Below are 19,622 nucleotides of genomic sequence, written 5' to 3' on the forward strand. Positions count from 1 at the left end.
CCAGACAAGGATGCACCGCATGACCTTTCGCGCTCAATCGCTGGATACCTTGACTTCCCAGGCATCGCGGGACTTCGACCCGCAAGCGCTCGGCCTCGTGCCGATCGTCGTCGAAACGAGCGGCCGCGGCGAACGTTCGTACGACATCTATTCGCGTCTTCTCAAGGAGCGCGTGGTTTTTCTGGTCGGCGAAGTGAACGACCAGACCGCGAACCTGGTGGTCGCTCAACTGCTGTTCCTGGAAAGCGAAAATCCCGACAAGGACATCAGCCTGTACATCAACAGTCCTGGCGGGTCGGTGTCGGCGGGCATGGCGATCTACGACACGATGCAGTTCATCAAGCCGGACGTTTCGACCCTTTGCATGGGCCTCGCGGCCAGCATGGGCGCGTTCCTGCTGGCGTCGGGCGCGAAGGACAAGCGTTTCGCGCTGCCCAACTCGCGCATCATGATTCACCAGCCGCTTGGCGGCGCGCGCGGTCAGGCATCGGACATCGAAATCCAGGCGCGCGAAATCCTGTATCTGAAAGAGCGCCTGAACCAGTTGCTCTCGCACCATACGGGGCAGCCGGTCGAGCGCATCGCGCGCGACACGGATCGCGACAATTTCATGTCCGGCGACGACGCGCAGGCGTACGGTCTCGTCGACCAGGTTCTGCACAAGCGCCCGTAACTTCGCGCGAGCGGCAGGGCGCGCCGGACTCTCGGGTCCGGCGGCGCATCAGGACGCCAGGGAACAAAGGGACGTAAGAGATCAAGCGAGATCAAGCGAGATCAAGCGTGATCAAGCCGCCACCCGTAGAAAAGGGGATGGTCGGCGCCGCGCAGACCTTGTGAAATAATCGGCAAACGCGCTTCGCGGCCTGCGGCCCCTCGCCGTCACAGCGGGCGGTTCACGCGGCTCCCGGTCTGACCGGGGGAAACGGCGTATCATGTAACAGAGTGTCCGGAGGCTCATCTATCCATGGCGGACAAGAAAGGTTCTAACAGCGAAAAGCTGTTGTATTGCTCGTTTTGCGGCAAGAGTCAGCATGAAGTGAAGAAGCTGATTGCTGGCCCGTCGGTGTTCATCTGCGATGAATGCATCGACCTGTGCAACGAGATCATTCGCGACGAAGCCGCCGGTGCGGGCGTCGACGCGGCGCTGTCGCGCTCGGACCTGCCGAGCCCGCAGGAAATTCGTGACATTCTCGACCAGTACGTGATCGGGCAGGAGCGCGCGAAGAAGATCCTCGCGGTGGCGGTGTACAACCACTACAAGCGTCTCAAGCATCTCGACAAGAAGGACGACGTCGAGCTTTCGAAGAGCAACATCCTGCTGATCGGCCCCACGGGTTCGGGCAAGACGCTGCTCGCGCAAACGCTCGCGCGCCTTCTGAACGTGCCGTTCGTGATCGCCGACGCCACCACGCTGACTGAAGCCGGCTACGTGGGCGAAGACGTCGAGAACATCATCCAGAAGCTGTTGCAAAACTGCAATTACGAAGTCGACAAAGCCCAGCGCGGCATTGTCTACATCGACGAAATCGACAAGATCAGCCGCAAATCGGATAACCCTTCCATCACGCGCGACGTGTCGGGCGAGGGCGTGCAGCAGGCGCTGCTCAAGCTCGTTGAAGGGACGATGGCCTCGGTTCCGCCGCAGGGCGGCCGCAAGCACCCGAATCAGGATTTCATCCAGGTCGATACGACCAACATCCTGTTCATTTGCGGCGGCGCGTTCGACGGTCTCGAAAAGGTCATTACCGACCGCACGGAAAAAACCGGCATCGGCTTCGGCGCGAGCGTGAAGAGCAAGCAGGAGCGCGACACCGGCGAAGTGCTGCGCGAAACCGAGCCGGAAGACCTGATCAAGTTCGGCCTGATTCCCGAACTGATCGGCCGTCTGCCCGTGGTCGCCACGCTCGGCAAGCTCGACGAAGCCGCGCTCATGAAGATTCTGGTCGAGCCGAAGAACGCGCTCGTCAAGCAGTACCACAAGCTTTTCAACATGGAGCGCGTGGAACTGGAGATTCGCCCGGCCGCGCTACAGGCCGTCGCCCGCAAGGCAATCCGCCGCAAGACCGGCGCGCGTGGGCTGCGCTCGATCCTGGAACAGGCATTGCTCGACGTCATGTACGAACTGCCGACCATGAAAGGCGTAAGCAAGGTCATCATCGACGACAACGTGATCGACGGCGACGGCAAACCGCTTTTGATTTACGAAGACGCGCCCAAAGTCGCAGGGTCGAACTGATGGTGGTGATCGGCTAAAGAGTTCCGGGAAAAAGCCGTTCATACAATGGGATGAACGGCTTTTTCGTTTATCTTGAGGTCGATGGCGCACTATTTTGGAGTCACTGAACTTTTTCCCACACGCGCGAGGCTTGTAATCGGTTACTCAGGCCTCAATTACCGAACGAACTGATTCCACTCATGGGGAAATGAAATGTCAGGAACCCAACTCCTTCCGCCGGAACGCACCACGCTCCCGCTGCTCCCGCTGCGAGATGTCGTAGTCTTCCCGCATATGGTGATTCCCCTTTTCGTGGGCCGACCGAAATCGATCAAGGCCCTCGAAGCGGCAATGGAAGGCGGCAAGCACATCATGCTCGTCGCCCAGAAGACTGCCGCCAAGGATGAGCCGACCGAAAAAGACATGTATGAAGTGGGATGTATCGCGAACATCCTGCAAATGCTCAAGCTGCCCGACGGCACCGTGAAGGTGCTCGTGGAAGGGTTGCAACGCGCGAAGACGCTTTCCATCGAAGAACAGGAAACGCAGTTCTCGTGCGAAGTCATGCCGCTCGAACCGGACCACGCCGACAGCGCAGAAACCGAAGCGCTGCGCCGCGCGATCGTCTCGCAGTTCGACCAGTACGTGAAGCTCAACAAGAAGATCCCGCCGGAGATCCTGACCTCGCTGTCGGGCATCGACGAAGCCGGCCGTCTTGCTGACACCATCGCCGCGCACCTGCCGCTCAAGCTCGACCAGAAGCAGCACATCCTCGAGATGTTCCCGGTCATCGAGCGCCTCGAACATCTGCTCGCGCAACTCGAAGCCGAGATCGACATTCTCCAGGTGGAGAAGCGTATCCGCGGCCGCGTGAAGCGTCAGATGGAAAAGAGCCAGCGCGAGTATTACCTGAACGAACAGGTCAAGGCGATCCAGAAGGAACTGGGCGAAGGCGAAGAGGGTGCCGATCTCGAAGAACTCGAGAAGCGCATCACGGCCGCGCGCATGCCGAAGGAAGCCAAGAAAAAGGCCGACGCCGAACTCAAGAAGCTCAAGCTGATGTCGCCGATGTCGGCGGAAGCGACGGTCGTGCGCAACTACATCGACACGCTGATCGGCCTGCCGTGGCGCAAGAAGAGCAAGGTCAACAACGACCTCTCGAACGCCGAATCCGTGCTCGACGAAGACCACTATGGTCTCGAGAAGGTGAAGGAACGCATTCTCGAGTACCTCGCGGTGCAACAGCGGGTGGACAAGGTGAAAGCGCCTATCCTCTGTCTCGTTGGGCCTCCGGGCGTCGGCAAGACCTCGCTCGGCCAGTCGATTGCGCGCGCAACGAACCGCAAGTTCGTGCGCATGGCGCTGGGCGGCGTGCGTGACGAAGCCGAAATTCGCGGCCATCGTCGCACGTACATCGGTTCGATGCCGGGCAAGATCCTGCAAAGCCTGACCAAGGTCGGCGTGCGCAATCCGCTTTTCCTGCTCGACGAAGTCGACAAGATGGGCATGGATTTCCGCGGCGATCCGTCGTCGGCGCTGCTCGAAGTGCTCGATCCGGAACAGAACCATACGTTCGCGGATCACTACATCGAAGTCGATTTCGACCTCTCCGATGTGATGTTCGTCGCCACGTCGAACTCGCTGAACATCCCGCCGCCGCTGCTCGACCGGATGGAAGTGATCCGCCTTTCGGGTTACACGGAAGACGAGAAGGTCAGCATCGCCCAGCGTTATCTCCTGCCGAAGCAGAAGAAGAACAACGGGCTGAAGCCGGGCGAGATCGACGTGACCGAAGGCGCGATCCGCGACATCATTCGCTACTACACGCGTGAAGCGGGCGTGCGTTCGCTCGAGCGCGAAGTGTCGAAGATCTGCCGCAAGGTCGTGAAGATGCTGCTGCTCAAGAAGGCCGACAAGGCCGTCACGGTGGACAGCGCGAATCTGGACACTTTCCTCGGCGTGCGCAAGTACGACTTCGGTCTGGCCGCGAAGGAAAACCAGATCGGTCAGGTTACGGGCCTCGCATGGACGGAAGTGGGCGGCGACCTGCTGACGATCGAAGCCGCGGTCATGCCGGGTAAGGGCAATGTGACGCGTACGGGTTCGCTCGGCGACGTGATGAAGGAATCGGTCGAAGCGGCGCGCACGGTGGTGCGTTCGCGCTCGCGCCGTCTTGGCGTGAAGGACGAAGCGTTCGAGAAGCAGGACATTCACATTCACGTGCCGGAAGGCGCGACGCCGAAGGACGGTCCGTCCGCCGGTATCGCCATGACGACGGCGCTGGTGTCCGTGCTCACGGGCATTCCGGTGCGCGCCGACGTGGCGATGACGGGCGAGATCACGCTGCGCGGCGAAGTGCTGCCGATCGGCGGGCTCAAGGAGAAGCTGCTCGCGGCGCATCGCGGCGGCATCAAGCTGGTGCTGATCCCGGAAGAGAATGTGAAGGATCTCTCCGAGATTCCGGACAACGTGAAGAACGCGATCGAAATCGTGCCGGTCCGCTGGATCGACAAGGTGCTCGAACTGGCGCTCGAACGTGTGCCGCAAGCGCTGCCCGAAGAAGAAGTGAAGGCGGAGAGCGCGAAGGCGCCCGTCGCCGAATCGAAGGAAGCGACCGAAGTGGTCAAGCACTGAGTTCGCTGACCTTCGTGCGAACCGCGTCTCGTGCGCGGTCGCCGAACACCAACCCGCGGCACTGTCCGCGGGTTTTTTTATGCGCGCGAATTGTGTGCTTAGCTTCGTTGACGTTGTGCGCGCGGCGCCCCGGATTGCCGCGTATTTCGACTCCGTCCCGTCTTGGCAGCGGCGTTCCGGCGACTTTCGCGAACGCAGCGCCGCCGCGCTCGATCGGTCGCGATCCCCGCTTGACACCGCCCGACACCGCTTGACACCGTGCTTTCGGCCCCGTTAAATGGGCGGGCCCGTTGTTCTGACGGGCTCGTCTTTTCCAATAAGTTGCACTTTCTCACGATTGCCCAAATCACATTCTCGGGGGCTGGAATGAATAAAACGGAATTGATTGACCACATCGCGCACGAAGCCGACATTTCTAAAGCAGCGGCGGGGCGCGCGCTCGATGCCGTAATCGGCGGCGTCAAAGGCACGCTGAAAAAGGGCGGCACGGTAACGCTCGTCGGGTTCGGCACGTTTGCCGTGGGCAAGCGCACCGCACGCACCGGCCGCAATCCGCGCACGGGCGCGGCGATCAAGATCAAGGCGGCAAAGGTGCCGAAATTCAGGCCTGGCAAAGCGCTCAAAGATGAGCTAAACTAGCGGGCTCGCTGCCTGATGGGTGCCTGATGGTTCCCTCTGATTGTCGAGGCAGCGCAGCAGAAGTCGCAGTGCCGCGCAGTGCAGAAGTTAGCGGTAAACATGGCGCTGGGTGCTTAGCTCAGTTGGTAGAGCGGCGCCCTTACAAGGCGTAGGTCGGGAGTTCGAGCCTCTCAGCACCCACCACAGCATCATGTTCGTTAGCGTTGCGCGCAGCATTCGCGAATCTCGGACACTCGCAGCACACCGCACGGAGCGGTAGTTCAGTTGGTTAGAATACCGGCCTGTCACGCCGGGGGTCGCGGGTTCGAGCCCCGTCCGCTCCGCCAGGACATCTCAGCAAGAAGGCGAACTCCGGTTCGCCTTTTTTGTTGGCCGCTGTTGTAATATCGGGCGTTCCGTTTTTTGGCGCCTCCAACGTCTGGTCACGCATGCTCGACTTTTTCCGCAATCACAAACGCCTGATGATGTTGTTGTTGACCCTGTTCATCTTGCCAGGGTTGGGCTTCGTCGGGATTCAAGGTTTCCGCGGCTTCTTCGATGAAAGCGCGAACGTCGCGAGCGTCAACGGACACAAGATCACGCGTGTCGAGTACGACAACGCCTCGCGCCAGCAGCTCGATCAGGCTCGTCAAGTCATGGGCGCGCAGTTCGATGCGAGCCTCTTCGATACGCCGCAGCATCGCAAGGACATTCTCGACGGGCTGATCCAGCAGCGCGTGCTTGCCGACGAAACACAGCGCCTGCATCTCACCGCTTCGGACGACGCCGTGCGCCGTTCGCTGCTCGCCGATCCGATCATCTCGTCGCTCAAGAAGCCTGACGGCTCGATCAATCTCGACCAATACAAGCAGTTGCTCGCGATGCAGGGCATGACGCCCGAGCAGTATGACGAGCGCGTGCGCTATAGCCTCTCGCTGCAACAACTGCCCGCGTCGATCATCAATAGCGCGTTCACGCCGAAGGCGCTCGCCCAGCAGTTGAGCGGTCTTTCCGAGCAGCAGCGCGACGTGCAGGGTCTGGCGTTCCACGCGAGCGACTACGCGCCGAAGGTGCAGCCCACCGACGCGCAGCTCCAGGCGTACTACGACGCGCACAAGAACGACTTCGCGACGCCCGCCACGGCGCAGATCCAGTATCTCGTGCTCTCCGCCGCGACGGTCGCGGCGAACGTGCAGCCGAGCGACGACGACCTCAAGAAGTATTACAACGACAATCTCGCGCATTACCGCACGCAGGAACAGGTGCGCGCAAGCCACATCCTGATCGCCGTGCCGAAGGATGCGAGCGCCGCCGATCGCGCTGCCGCGAAGCAGAAGGCCGATGCGATTCTCGCCGACGTGAAGGCGCACCCGGACCAGTTCGCGCAGATCGCGCAGAAGGATTCGCAGGACCCCGGTTCGGCGTCGAAGGGCGGCGATCTCGGATACTTCGGCCCGGGCATGATCGCGGGCGGTCAGGCGTTCGACGACGCCGTGTTCAAGCTCAAGAAGGACGAGATCAGCGGCGTGATCCAGTCGGATTTCGGCTATCACATCGTCAAGGTCACGGACCTCAAGCCGGCCGTCACGAAGCCGTTCGACGACGTGAAGGCGCAGATCGTCACGGAAGTGAAGGCGCAGCAAGCGGCCAGGCTGCTCGCCGACGCCACCGACGGTTTCACGTCGACGGTCTATGAAAAGGCCAAGACGCTCCAGCCCGCCGCCGACAAGTACAAGCTGCAAATTCAGACGGCCACGGTCACGCCCAAGCCGAACGCCGCGTTGCCGGCGGACAGCCCGCTGAACAATCAAAAGTTCCTCGACGCGGTGTTCGCGAGCGACTCGGTGAACCAGCACAACAACACGCAAGCGGTCGACGTCGGCAACAACACGCTGATTTCGGCGCGCATCACGAACTTCCAGCCGGCCGCCGTGCCCGCGTTCGCGCAGGTCAAAGACGCGGTGAAGCAACAGGTCGTTGCCGAGCAAGCCGCCGACATGGCGCGCAAGGACGGCGAGGCGAAGCTCGCCGCGCTGGAGAAGTCGAAGTCGACCGACGGTTTCTCGTCGGCGCTCAAGGTGTCGCGCAACGACGCGCAGGGGCTGCCGCCCAACGCGCTTTCGGCGGTGTTCAAGGCCGACGCGCAAAAGCTGCCCGCTTATGTGGGCGTCGATCTGGGCAAGGACGGTTATGCGATCTATCGCGTGAACAGCGTGACCAATGGCGCCGCCGTCGACGGTCCGCGCCTCGCCGCCGCGCAGCAGCAACTCGCGCAGGTGGACGGTCAGGCGCAGGTTCAGGCTTATCTGGACGCGCTGCGCGACCGCTCGAAGGTCAAGTTGTACGGCACGCTCGCCCCGGCGGGTCAGTCCGGCGACAATGGCGACGGCCAGTAAGCCGCGCCTGAGTTGAGTCGCGAAAAAAAAGCCCCGCCGATGCGGGGCTTTTTCGTTCCGGAAAGAAGTCCGGAAAAGAAGCGAGGCAGGGCTTACAGGCAGCCGCTGATGTCGCTCGTGGCGTCGCCGCCCGCGCCGCCTGCGGCACGGTAGCCGACCCACGTCTTCGCGCTGGCGTTCCAGGCGGGACGAACCATCGCCGCAGCGCCGTTAGGCGGCTGCTGACCCGGCACGTAGACGTCGATCGCCTGATCGTTGGCAAGGGCGTCCTGCGAGACGACTTGTTGCTGCGACTTGTCCGCCCACTTGTGCGCGATACATTGCGCGACGGCGGCCGGCGGTTGCTGGCTGGTGCCGACGGATTGCGTTCCGCTCGGCATCGGCTGATTGGCGCAGGCAGCCAAAGCCGCCGTTACGACAATGAGAGGTAAATATTTCACGTTTTCTTCCTCCAGTCAGGGTCGGTCGGATGTAGACAAGCAAAGCCTGTCTGGCGCATAACCGTGGCCGGTCCACGAGGCGCTTTCCCCCCGCATGTTCCGCAGATCCCGCTCATGGCGAATCCGGAGGGAAGGTGCCTCGCAAGCGCCGGGCCACATCAGTGCCGCACGGCGCCGCCGGCGAGCAGCGGCTTGAGCGTCGGCCACACGTTAGCCAGCAGCAAGGGTTGTGCCTGTTGCGTCGGGTGCATCTGATCGGCCTGGAAGAGGTCGGGTTTATCGGCGAGGCCCGCCAGCAAAAAGGGCACGAGCGGCACGTTCAGTTCCTTCGACAACTGGCCATACAAGGCATGAAACTTTTGCGTGTAGTCGGGCCCGTAATTCGGCGGGACATACATGCCGATCAGCACCGGCTGCGCCTTGGCCCTGCGAATATCGGCGACGATGGCGCGCAGATTGCTCTCCGTGGTGGCGAGCGGCACGCCGCGCAGCGCGTCGTTGGCGCCCAGTTCGATCACGACGATGGCGGGCTTGAGCCGCTGTAGCGTGAGCGGCAGGCGCCCGAGTCCGCCGCTCGTCGTGTCGCCGCTGATGCTGGCATTCGCGACGCTATAATCGAGCCGCTCGCTGGCCAGGCGTTGGCGCAGCAGGGCAACCCAACCCGTATCGCGCGGCAAGCCGTATTCGGCCGAAAGACTGTCGCCGAGCACGACGATCGTGGGTTTTGCCGCCACTGCCGCTTCCGCCGCCGCGTTGGCCGCGGGTGCGGGCGTGGCGGCCAGCGCGGCTTGCGGCACGCCGCTCAAGACGCAAACCGCGGCGCAAACCATGGCGCAAGCGAGAGTGAAGGCGAAGGCGGTAGAAGTGCGGGCGGTGCGCCGCGAGGCGCGCTGCGGGTTCACGGCTAACCTGTGCGTCATCATGTGCGAATGAATAGCGATCCAGTTATCGAAGTACGGGGTTTGAACAAACGCGTCACGGACGCCACGGGCGAACTGACGATCCTCGACGGCATCGATCTCACGGTCGAAGCGGGCAGCAGCATCGCCATCGTCGGCGCTTCGGGGTCCGGCAAGTCCACGCTGCTCGGCTTGCTCGCCGGTCTCGACAGCGCGAGCGCCGGTTCCGTGCGCTTGCTCGGCCACGAACTGACCGGCATGGCCGAAGATCAGCGCGCGGCCTTGCGCAACGGCTCCGTGGGTTTCGTGTTCCAGTCTTTCCAGTTGATGCCGCATCTCACCGCGCTCGAAAACGTCGCGCTGCCGCTCGAACTGCAAGGCGGGATTTCGACGCGCGAGGCGTTCGCGCGTTCGCGCGCGCTGCTCGAACGCGTGGGTCTCGCCGAGCGCACCGGGCATTATCCGAAGCTGCTTTCGGGCGGCGAGCAGCAGCGCGTCGCGCTGGCTCGCGCCTTCGTCACGCGCCCGGCCGTGTTGTTCGCCGACGAACCCACCGGCAGCCTGGACGCCGCCACCGGCCACGCCGTCATCGACCTCATGTTCGAACTCAATCGCTCGAACGGCGCGACGCTCGTGCTCGTCACGCACGACATCGATCTCGCGCGGCGTTGCGACGCCATCGTCACGATCGAGGCGGGCCGCCGCGTGCCGAATGCGCCGCATGGCACCGCTTCGCCGCATGACGCGAGCAAGGTCGAAGCCGGCCGCTGACCTTCCGCGGCGCGGCTTCGCGTCCCGCATGAAGCGCGGGATTAACGCTTGAGCGCGGCGCGCGCCCGCGCGATCAACGCCGAAGTCGACGAGTCGTGCGGCTTCACGTCGGCGCTCGCGGCGGTCAGATCGGCCTCCACCACCTTGCCGAGAATCTTGCCGAGTTCCACGCCCCACTGATCGAACGAGTTGATGTCCCACACCGTGCCCTGCACGAGCACCTTGTGCTCGTAGAGCGCGATGAGCGCGCCGAGCGAGCGCGCCGTGAGCGCGTCCACGAGCAGCGTGGTGGTGGGGCGATTGCCGGGGAACATGATGTGAGGCACGAGTTCGGGCTTGTCCGGGCCGGCGACCTTGCGTGCCTCCTCCTCGGTGCGGCCGAGCATCAGCGCCTCGCTTTGCGCGAAGCAGTTGGCGAGCAGCTTGGGATGATGATCGGCGAGCGGATGCTCGGGCGTGAGCACGGCGATGAAGTCGATCGGCACGAGCGTCGTGCCCTGGTGCAGCATCTGGAAGAACGCGTGCTGGCCGTTCGTGCCCGGCTCGCCCCACGTGATCGCCGAAGTCGCGTAATCGACGAGCCGGCCGTCGAGACGCGCCTGCTTGCCGTTGCTCTCCATTTCCAGTTGCTGGAGATACGAAGGCAGGAAGTGCAGCGCTTCCGAATATGGCGCGACCAGATAGCTCTGCGAGCCGAAGAAGTTGCGATACCAGATGCCGATCATGCCGAGCAGCACCGGCAGGTTCTTGTCTAGCGGCGCGGTGCGGAAATGCTCGTCCATGTCGTGCGCGCCCGCAAGCAGCTCGTCGAACTGTTGCGGCCCGATCGCGATCATGATCGACAGACCCACGGCCGACCACAGCGAGTAGCGCCCGCCGACCCAGTCCCACATCTCGAACACGTTGTCCTTGGCGATGCCGAACTTCACGACTTCGGCCGGATTGGCCGAAACGCCCACGAAATGCTTCGCGAGCTCGCCTTCGGGGCAGCCGTGCTTGACGAACCAGTCGCGCATCGAGCGCGCATTGGTCATGGTTTCGAGCGTCGTGAAGGTTTTCGAGACGATGATCGCCAGCGTTTCGGCGGGATCGAGATGCTGGATCGTGCGCCAGAGGTCGGCGCCGTCGACGTTCGACACGAAGTGCGAGGTGATCTCGGGCAGTTCGAGATGCTTGAGCGCGTGGACGACCATCTTCGGGCCGAGGTCCGAGCCGCCGATGCCGATGTTCACGACATGGCGAATGCGCTTGCCCGTGTAGCCGGTCCACGCGCCGCTGCGCACGGCGTCGGCGAATTTCGCCATCTTCGCGCGCTCGGCCGTGATTTCAGCGTGGAACGGCGCGTCGGCTTCGGTCGCGCGCAGCGCCGTGTGCAGCACGGCGCGGCCCTCGGTCGGGTTCACGATGTCGCCCTTGAACATCGCGTCGCGGCGCGCCTCGACGCCGGCTTCGCGCGCGAGTTGCACGAGCAGCTTGAGCGTGGCGTCGGTGATGCGGTTCTTCGAGAGGTCGGCGCCAATGCCGCCGCCCGAAAACGTCAGGCGTTCGGCGCGGGTCGGCGCGGTGTCGTTGGCGGGCGCGAACCAGTCGCGCAGTTTTTCGTCGCGGATCTGTTCGTAATGCGTCTGTAGCGCGGACCAGGCGGGGAGCGGATTCGTCATGTTCGTCTAACGAGGGATCACGAATGAAGGGCGGCGTGCGCGCAGCGCCGGTAAGGCGTTCGCGCGACGCGCGCCGCGGGGAAGCGCGGCGCGCCTCCGGTGAGAGGCGTGCGGCGAGAGAATCAGTATAGCGGTCTCGCACGCCGCTGCGCAGCGACGTGCCGGGGACCGGTTGCCAAGCAATCGGCATGCCCCGACGGCGCGCGGCGGGCGTCTTACGTTTCGTCTACGTCCGCTCTTACGCTTCTTACGCTTCGCCGTTGCGCGCGTAGAACAGGCGGTTCATGAGCCGGCGCACCATCGGCGCGAGTTCGCCGGCCGAGAGCCCGGCGGGGCCGTCGCCTTGCGCGCTCAGCGTGTCGGCGGCGAGGCCGTGCAGGTAGACGCCCGCGAGCGCCGCTTCGTAAGGCGGCAAGCGCTGCGCCAGCAGGGCGCCGATGATGCCGCCGAGCACGTCGCCGGTGCCCCCGGTCGCGAGTCCCGCATTACCGGTGGCATTGACGGCGACGCGGCCGTCCGGCGCGGCGATCACCGTGCCGCTGCCCTTGAGCACGATCACGGCCGCGTAGCGCGCGGCGAGCGCACGCGCGGCGGCGAACCGGTCGCGCTGCACCGCGGCCGTGTCGCAACCGAGCAGGCGCGCTGCTTCGAGCGGATGCGGCGTGAGCACGCAAGGCGCGCCGCGCGTGCCGGCCGATTGCGCGACGCGGGCGGCAAGCGCCTCGTCGCGCGAGACGAGATTGAGCGCGTCGGCGTCGAGCAGGACGGGCACGCGCAATTGCACGATGGCATCGACGAGTTGCCGCGCCGAAGCGCTGCTGCCCATGCCGCAACCGGCCGAGACGGCATCCATCGCATCGAAAGCGAGCGTGCGCGCCGCGTGCAGCATCAGTTCGGGATGCGGCGCGTCGTAAGGCGGAGCGTCGCTGCCGAGAAAGCCGACGTGGATCTTGCCCGCGCCCGTGAGCAGGGCCGCGCGCGCGGCAAGGATCGGCGCGCCGCACATGCCGGTGTCGCCGCCCACCACCGCGAGCGTGCCGAACGTGCCCTTGTGGGTCGCGAAATCGCGCGCGGGCAGCGCGTTCGCAAACGAGGCGGGTGCGTTCAGGCGCGCCGCGTCGGGCGCGGCGTCGGCATCGAGGCCGATCGGCGCAATCGCGACCGAACCCGCGTAATCGCGCCCGACGCCCGTATAAAGCCCCGGCTTCGCGGCGATGAACGTCACCGTATGGGTCGCGCGCACGGCGGGCCCGTCGCCGACGATCATGCCCGTGTCGCTGTTCAGGCCGCTCGGCACATCGAGCGCGAGCACATGGCCGCGCGCGGCGGCGCGCTGCGAAAGACGCGTGGCGATCCCGGCGAACGCGCCTTCGAGCGCACGCCCGAGGCCGATGCCGAACAGGCCGTCCACGAGCCAGCCGTAGGCATCGAACGAGGGCGGCGCGGCCGCAGCAATCGGCACGCCCGCCGCGCGCGCGGCGTCGAGCGCCCAGCGCGCGTCGTCGGGTTTGACCTCGACGGGCATGCAAACCTCGACCGGCACGCCCGCGCGATGCAGTTCCGTGGCGACCACGAGCGCATCGCCGCCGTTGTTGCCCGGCCCCGCCGCGATCCAGACGGTTTTCGACGACAACGGCGACGGTGCGTGCGCTATGCGTTCGCGCAGGAAATGCGCGGCGGCGGCGCCGGCGCGCGCCATCAGCGTATTGGCGGGAAGGGCGGCTTGCGCGGCGGTTTCGGCGGCGCGCAACTGCTCGACGGAGAGGAGCGCGGCGGCGCGGTCGTGCGGGTTGACGAGTGCCGGGTGGCCGGCGGCGGTGGCGAGCGGGGCGTCTGTCATGGCTTGAGGAGGGTCCGTGGATCGCGAGAGAGACTTCGCAACGATACCCGAGGCGCTCGCAGAGGGCATGCCACCTCGGCGGTCAACGCGGCGGCGAATGGGTTTCCCGCGCGCGGCCGGTGGTTTTCAGCAAATTTTCAGCAAATTTTCAGCCAGTTTCCAGCAAGTTGCCGACAGGCTGCCCACGGAGTTGTCGATGCATTGCCGACAGTTTGCCGATGGTCGCGGCCGGATCAGTTGCGCCCCGGCGCCAGCGCCGCGATGGTCTCCAAGGGCAGATCGGGCGCGCTGTTCGAAATCTGCTGCGCGACGAGTTTCGCCGATCCGAGCGCGAGCGCCCAGCCGGCCGGGCCGTGGCCCGCGTTCACGAACAGGCGGCGGTGCCCGACGTTGCCGGCCATCGGCAGGCCGTCGGCGGAAAGCAGCTTCACGCCTTCCCACGGCAGCGCGGCCGAAATGCGCGCGGCGCCCGGCGCCCAATCGCGCGAGGCTTCGCCGAGCAGCGCAAGCGCGTCTTCGGTGACGGCCTCGGGCAGCGCGCCGTCCACGTCCTGGGCGCGCAGCAGCACCGCCGCGCCCGAAATGCGCAGCCGATGATTCATGCGCGTGATGACGATGCGCTTGCCCGCATCGACGATCGTGCCGTGCGGCACGCATTCCTCGTGCGCGACCGGCGAATTGAGCGTGTGCATGCGCAGCGGATAAACCGGCAGGGACTTGATGCCGAGCGACATGAGCAGACGCGGCGTCTGCGCGCCCGCGGCAACCACCACGGCGTCGCCGGAAATCACTTCCACTTCGCGCGAGCGGCCGGTTTCGTTCGGCTGCGGCGCGAGATCGACGGCGGCGCGCTGCTCCTCCACGCGAATCGCGCTCACCTCGCGGCCGGTCAGGAACTGCACGCCGCCTTGCGCGTCCAGCACCTGCTTGAGCAGCTTAACGAACAGCGGGCAATTGGCGACGCGGCCGGTTTCGAAACGCACGCCGCCCGCGAACGGCGGATCGGCGGGAATCGCGGGGTCGAACGCCACGCATTCGGCGGCCGAGAGCGCGTGGTGCGGCGTTTCGAACTGGCGCAGCAGTTCGAGCGCGGGCTGAGTGAGCGACCATTCGTCGTTGCCGCGCACGAGATAAAGCAGGCCTTCGCGTTGTTCGTATTCGAGCTGAAAGCGTGCGTCGATGTCGTCGAGCGCCGCTTGCGCCGAGTCGATCAGCGGACGCAGCAGCGCATAGCGGGCCTCGAAGGCCTCGGAGCCGTGCAGCGTGCCGAGCCGCTTGGTGAACGCGTGCGCCTGGCCGCGCCAACCCGCCTTGCTGATGACGCCGCCCGACGACTGCCGCCCGTGGCGCAGGAACGTGGGGCCGAACCAGACGTCGAGCGGCGTGGGCAGCACGACGCCGCTGTGGCCGTAGGTGGCGCCTTGCGCGACCGTCGCGTGACGCTCGATCACGCAGACGCGATGCCCGGCCGCACGCAACTGGTAGGCGGTGGCGATGCCGGCGATTCCGCCGCCGATGACGATGACATCCATGACGATACGTTCTTGCAGGCAGGCGACGCGCTGAGGGCGAGCGCACGCGGCCGAGGGTGGGGCATGCGGCGCGCGGAGCTTGCCCTGAACGCGCCGATCAGATGAAACAAAACGCGCAATCATAGCAGTCAAACCGCCCGTGCCGCCACGAAGCCACTCGCGGCGCACGGGCCGGCGGACGGCTTTCGCGCGCTGCCGGGCCGCGCCGCCGACCTCAACGATTATCGCAAAAATGCGCCCAATTCCTGGCCGCGGGGAGCGGGAGGCCGCGGCATCATCGCGATAAAGCGCCCGGAACGCGCTCGCAACGCGCCTGCGAGCCGGCTGGCAGGGCGGTCAGGACTGGCCTTCCGGGTTATAATCGCGGTCTCCCAATGCCAGTCCATCGTGCCAGCCCATCGCCGCCCGCGCGACGCCTCGCCACCTCGCGACGCCCGCGCGCGAGGCGAAGCCGCGACGCAAACCGACGCAACTCACGCAACGCCCCAGTCCATGGCTCACTTCTCGTGTTTCCCCGGTGCTTCGGCCCTTTCCGACTTCCGTCAGACCCGTCTGCTTGAAACGCTTCAGCGTATCGACGCCAACATCGTCGGCGTGTACGGACAGTATCTGCACTTCGTCAACTCGGCCGAGCCGCTTTGCGCGGACGACAGCGCGAAGATCGAGGCGCTGATGCACTACGGCGCGCCGTTCGCCGCGCCGCAGGAGCGCGCCAACGCGGCCACGTTCCTCGTGGTGCCGCGTTTCGGCACGGTGTCGCCGTGGGCGAGCAAGGCGACCGACATCGCGCACCACTGCGGTCTGGAACAGGTGCGCCGCATCGAGCGCGGCGTCGAGTACACGGTGGAGCTCAAGGCGGGGCTGCTCGGCAAGAAAACGCTTTCGGCGCAAGCGCACGCGGCCGTGGCGCAAGCGCTGCACGATCGCATGACGGAAAGCGTGGCGCCTTCGCGCGACGCGGCGCTGCATCTGTTCGACGAACTGCCGGCGCGCCCGATGCAAACCGTCGACGTGCTCGGCAACGGCCGCGCGGCGCTGGAAACGGCCAACGGCGAACTGGGCCTCGCGCTCGCCGACGACGAAATCGACTATCTCGTGGACGCGTTCACGAAGCTCGAACGCAATCCCACCGACGTCGAGCTGATGATGTTCGCGCAGGCCAACAGCGAGCACTGCCGTCACAAGATTTTCAACGCGAGCTGGACGATCGACGGCAAAGAGCAGGACATGTCGCTGTTCGCGATGATCCGCAATACCGAGAAGATGAGCCCGCAAGGCACCATCGTCGCGTATTCGGACAATTCGTCGATCATGGAAGGCGCGATCGCCGAGCGCTGGTTCCCGCGCAAGCCGGGCGCCGGGGCGGGCGAGCCGGGTGAGCGTTATGGCCGCCACACCGAACTCACGCACACGCTGATGAAGGTGGAGACGCACAACCACCCGACGGCGATCTCGCCGTTCGCGGGCGCGGCCACGGGCTCGGGCGGCGAGATCCGCGACGAAGGCGCGACGGGCCGCGGCGCGCGTCCGAAGGCCGGCCTCACGGGTTTCACGGTGTCGAATCTCGATTTGCCGGATGCGCGCGAAGCATGGGAAAACGCCCGCGACGCGGCCACGCCGCTCGCGCACCGCAATCCCGCCGACGCGCACGGCGCCTATGGCCGGCCGGACCGCATCGCTTCGCCGCTGCAAATCATGATCGACGGCCCGCTCGGCGGCGCCGCGTTCAACAACGAATTCGGCCGTCCCAACCTCGGCGGCTACTTCCGCGTGTACGAGCAGAACGTGGCGGGCACCGTGCGCGGCTATCACAAGCCGATCATGATCGCGGGCGGCATCGGCAATATCAGCGCGCAGCATACGCACAAGCACGATCTGCCGGCCGGCACGCTGCTGATCCAGATCGGCGGTCCCGGCATGCGCATCGGCATGGGCGGCGGCGCGGCCAGCTCGATGGCCACGGGCACCAACACGGCCGAACTCGACTTCGATTCGGTGCAGCGCGGCAACCCGGAAATCGAGCGCCGCGCGCAGGAAGTCATCAACTCGTGCTGGCAACTGGGCGCGGGCAATCCGATCCTGAGCATCCACGACGTGGGCGCGGGCGGCCTGTCGAACGCGTTCCCGGAACTCGTCGACGGCGCGGACAAAGGCGCGCGCTTCGAACTGCGCAAGGTGCAGCTCGAGGAATCCGGCCTGTCGCCGCGCGAAATCTGGTCGAACGAGTCGCAAGAGCGCTACGTTCTGGCCATCGCGCCCGCCGACTTGCCCGCGTTCGAGGCAATCTGCACGCGCGAGCGCTGCCCGTTCGCCGTGGTGGGCGTGGCCACGGACGAACGCGCACTGAAACTCATCGACACCGACGAAAAGGCGCTCGCCGCGAACGGCGGTCATCAGCCCGTCGACATGCCGATGGACATCCTGCTCGGCAAGCCGCCGCGCATGCACCGTGACGTGGAGCACACGAGCACGCCGCTCACGCCGGTGGACGTGACGGGCGTGGCGTTCGAGGCAGTCGCGAAGAGCGTGCTGCGCCACCCCACGGTCGGCAGCAAGTCGTTTCTCATCACCATCGGCGACCGCTCGGTGGGCGGCACGAGCGTGCGCGACCAGATGGTCGGCCCGTGGCAGGTTCCCGTTGCCGATTGCGCGATCACGGCGCTCGACTACGCGGGCTACAAGGGCGAAGCGATGACGATGGCCGAGCGCACGCCGCTTGCCGTGATCGACGCGCCCGCCTCGGGCCGCATGGCCGTGGGCGAGGCGATCACCAACATCGCGAGCGCGCCGATCAGGTCGCTCGACAAGCTCAAGCTTTCCGCGAACTGGATGGCCGCGTGCGGCGCGCCCGGCGAGGACGCCGCGCTCTACGACACCGTGAAGGCGATCGGCATGGAGCTGTGCCCGGCGCTCGGCATCGGCATTCCGGTCGGCAAGGATTCGCTCTCCATGCGCACGAAGTGGAGCGAAGAAGGCGTGGCGAAGGAAGTGGTCGCGCCGGTTTCGCTCATCATTTCGGCGTTCGCGCCCGTGGAAGACGTGCGCCGCCATCTCACGCCGCAACTGCGCCGCGTGGACGAAGCGGGCGAGTCGGTGCTGATCGCGATCGACCTGGGCCGCGGCAAGAACCGCCTCGGCGGCAGCATTTTCGCGCAGGTCACGCAGCAGGTCGGCGACGCGGTGCCCGACGTCGACAGCGCCGAAGACCTCAAGCAGTTCTTCACGGCCATCCAGCATCTGAACGCGAACGAACAACTGCTCGCGTACCACGACCGCTCGGACGGCGGCCTGTGGGCGACGGTGTGCGAAATGGCGTTCGCGGGTCGCACGGGCGTCTCGCTCAACGTCGACATGCTCGCGCTCGACACCGACCACGAATCCGATTACGGCGACGCCAAGGACTGGGCGAAGCAGACCAGCGGCCGCCGCGAGGACCGCACGCTGCGCGCGTTGTTCTCGGAGGAACTCGGCGCCGTGATCCAGGTGCCGGCGCAACAGCGCGACGCCGTGCTCGGCGTGCTGCGCCAGTACGCCTTGTCGGTGTGCTCGCATGTGATCGGCTCGCTCAACGACCGCGACGCCATCGAAATCTATCGCGACGCCAAACGCATCTACGCCGAGCCGCGCGCCGAACTGCAACGCGCGTGGAGCGAAGTGAGCTGGCGCATCGCGCGCCTGCGCGACAACCCCGCCTGCGCGGACGCCGAATACGACGCGCTGCTCGACGCCGCCGACCCCGGCATGCAGCCGCATCTCACGTTCGATCCGGCGCAGGACGTGGCGGCGCCGTTCATCGGCAAGGGCGCGCGTCCGCGCGTGGCGATCCTGCGCGAGCAGGGCGTGAACTCGCATCTCGAAACGGCTTACGCGTTCGACCGCGCGGGCTTCGACGCGCACGACGTGCATATGAGCGACCTGCTCGAAGGCCGCGCCACGCTCGCCGATTTCGCGGGCGCGGTGGCCTGCGGCGGCTTCTCGTATGGCGACGTGCTGGGCGCGGGCGAAGGCTGGGCCAAGACCATTCGCTTCAACGCGAAGCTCGCGGACATGTTCGCGGCATTCTTCGCGCGGCAGGACACCTTTGCGCTCGGCATCTGCAACGGCTGCCAGATGCTTTCGAGCCTCGCCTCGATGATTCCGGGCGCCGAAGCCTGGCCGAAGTTCACGCGCAACAAGTCGGAGCAGTTCGAGGCGCGCTTCTCGCTGGTCGAGGTGCAAAGCTCGCCGTCGATCTTCTTCGACGGCATGGAGGGCTCGCGCATTCCGGTGGCGGTCGCGCACGGCGAAGGTTTCGCCGACTTTTCGCAGCAGGGCGACATCTCGAAGGTCGCGGTGGCGATGCGCTACGTCGACCATCGCGGCCAGGCGACCGAAGGCTATCCGTTCAACCCGAACGGTTCGCCGCAAGGCATCACCTCGGTCACGACCGCCGACGGCCGCTTCACCGTGCTGATGCCGCACACCGAGCGCGTGCAGCGCACCGTGACGATGAGCTGGCACCCCGAAGCGTGGGGCGAAGCGAGCCCGTGGATGCGCGCGTTCCAGAACGCGCGCAAGTGGCTCGGCTGAGGCTTCCAACGCCGTTGCAGTCTCGGAAACCCCGGTCGGTTGACCGG

At 65.7% G+C, this 19,622-nt stretch carries 12 protein-coding genes and 2 tRNA genes; 9 read left to right on the top strand and 5 right to left on the bottom strand.

Annotated features, from left to right (window positions below; genetic code table 11):
• Window positions 1–19 precede the first annotated feature (19 nt).
• From clpP to U5805_RS26505, 7 genes are all read left to right on the top strand, one after another.
• A complete protein-coding gene (gene clpP, locus U5805_RS26475) occupies window positions 20–673 on the top strand; it encodes an ATP-dependent Clp endopeptidase proteolytic subunit ClpP (RefSeq protein ID WP_322106475.1) in 654 nt (217 codons plus the stop codon).
• Between the two features lie 291 nt (window positions 674–964).
• Entirely contained in the window at window positions 965–2,236 is a 1,272-nt protein-coding gene (gene clpX / locus U5805_RS26480) for an ATP-dependent Clp protease ATP-binding subunit ClpX (protein WP_112176364.1), read from the top strand.
• A gap of 192 nt (window positions 2,237–2,428) precedes the next feature.
• Window positions 2,429–4,849: an endopeptidase La gene (lon, locus tag U5805_RS26485; protein WP_322106476.1), complete on the top strand. Its 2,421-nt coding sequence runs from the start codon at window positions 2,429–2,431 to the stop codon at window positions 4,847–4,849.
• A gap of 366 nt (window positions 4,850–5,215) precedes the next feature.
• Window positions 5,216–5,488, top strand: coding sequence for an HU family DNA-binding protein (locus U5805_RS26490; protein WP_322106477.1), 273 nt, complete (start codon window positions 5,216–5,218; stop codon window positions 5,486–5,488).
• 107 nt (window positions 5,489–5,595) lie between these two features.
• Window positions 5,596–5,671: transfer RNA gene (locus U5805_RS26495), tRNA-Val, on the top strand.
• 66 nt (window positions 5,672–5,737) lie between these two features.
• A tRNA-Asp gene (locus tag U5805_RS26500) sits at window positions 5,738–5,814 on the top strand.
• A gap of 102 nt (window positions 5,815–5,916) precedes the next feature.
• Window positions 5,917–7,863, top strand: coding sequence for a SurA N-terminal domain-containing protein (locus U5805_RS26505; RefSeq protein ID WP_322106478.1), 1,947 nt, complete (start codon window positions 5,917–5,919; stop codon window positions 7,861–7,863).
• Between the two features lie 92 nt (window positions 7,864–7,955).
• Here U5805_RS26505 and U5805_RS26510 read toward each other — a convergent pair whose 3' ends face one another.
• Both U5805_RS26510 and U5805_RS26515 read right to left on the bottom strand, forming a co-directional pair.
• Complete coding sequence (locus U5805_RS26510) at window positions 7,956–8,303, bottom strand: hypothetical protein (protein ID WP_322106479.1); 348 nt, start codon at window positions 8,301–8,303, stop codon at window positions 7,956–7,958.
• Window positions 8,304–8,461: 158 nt separating this feature from the next.
• The gene (locus U5805_RS26515) at window positions 8,462–9,133 is read right to left on the bottom strand and encodes an arylesterase (protein ID WP_322106480.1); all 672 of its coding nucleotides are present in this window, start codon (window positions 9,131–9,133) and stop codon (window positions 8,462–8,464) included.
• A gap of 99 nt (window positions 9,134–9,232) precedes the next feature.
• Here U5805_RS26515 and U5805_RS26520 point away from each other — a divergent pair, with 99 nt between their 5' ends.
• On the top strand, window positions 9,233–9,973 hold the full coding sequence (locus U5805_RS26520; protein WP_322106481.1) for an ABC transporter ATP-binding protein: 741 nt from the start codon (window positions 9,233–9,235) through the stop codon (window positions 9,971–9,973).
• 41 nt (window positions 9,974–10,014) lie between these two features.
• Here U5805_RS26520 and pgi read toward each other — a convergent pair whose 3' ends face one another.
• The 3 genes from pgi to U5805_RS26535 form a co-directional block, all read right to left on the bottom strand.
• Window positions 10,015–11,634 carry a glucose-6-phosphate isomerase gene (gene pgi / locus U5805_RS26525; RefSeq protein WP_322106482.1) on the bottom strand — a complete coding sequence of 540 codons (1,620 nt, stop codon included), beginning with the start codon at window positions 11,632–11,634 and terminating at the stop codon, window positions 10,015–10,017.
• Between the two features lie 247 nt (window positions 11,635–11,881).
• On the bottom strand, window positions 11,882–13,474 hold the full coding sequence (locus tag U5805_RS26530; RefSeq protein ID WP_322106483.1) for an NAD(P)H-hydrate dehydratase: 1,593 nt from the start codon (window positions 13,472–13,474) through the stop codon (window positions 11,882–11,884).
• A 233-nt stretch (window positions 13,475–13,707) separates the two neighbouring features.
• Window positions 13,708–15,006 (bottom strand): FAD-dependent oxidoreductase, encoded by a 1,299-nt coding sequence (locus tag U5805_RS26535; protein ID WP_322106484.1) that lies wholly within the window; start codon window positions 15,004–15,006, stop codon window positions 13,708–13,710.
• Window positions 15,007–15,498: 492 nt separating this feature from the next.
• Between U5805_RS26535 and purL the strand changes: the two genes are divergently transcribed.
• On the top strand, window positions 15,499–19,575 hold the full coding sequence (gene purL / locus U5805_RS26540) for a phosphoribosylformylglycinamidine synthase (RefSeq protein WP_322106485.1): 4,077 nt from the start codon (window positions 15,499–15,501) through the stop codon (window positions 19,573–19,575).
• Window positions 19,576–19,622: the final 47 nt, after the last annotated feature.

Source organism: Paraburkholderia sp. J41, from assembly GCF_905220235.1.
Lineage (GTDB): Bacteria > Pseudomonadota > Gammaproteobacteria > Burkholderiales > Burkholderiaceae > Paraburkholderia.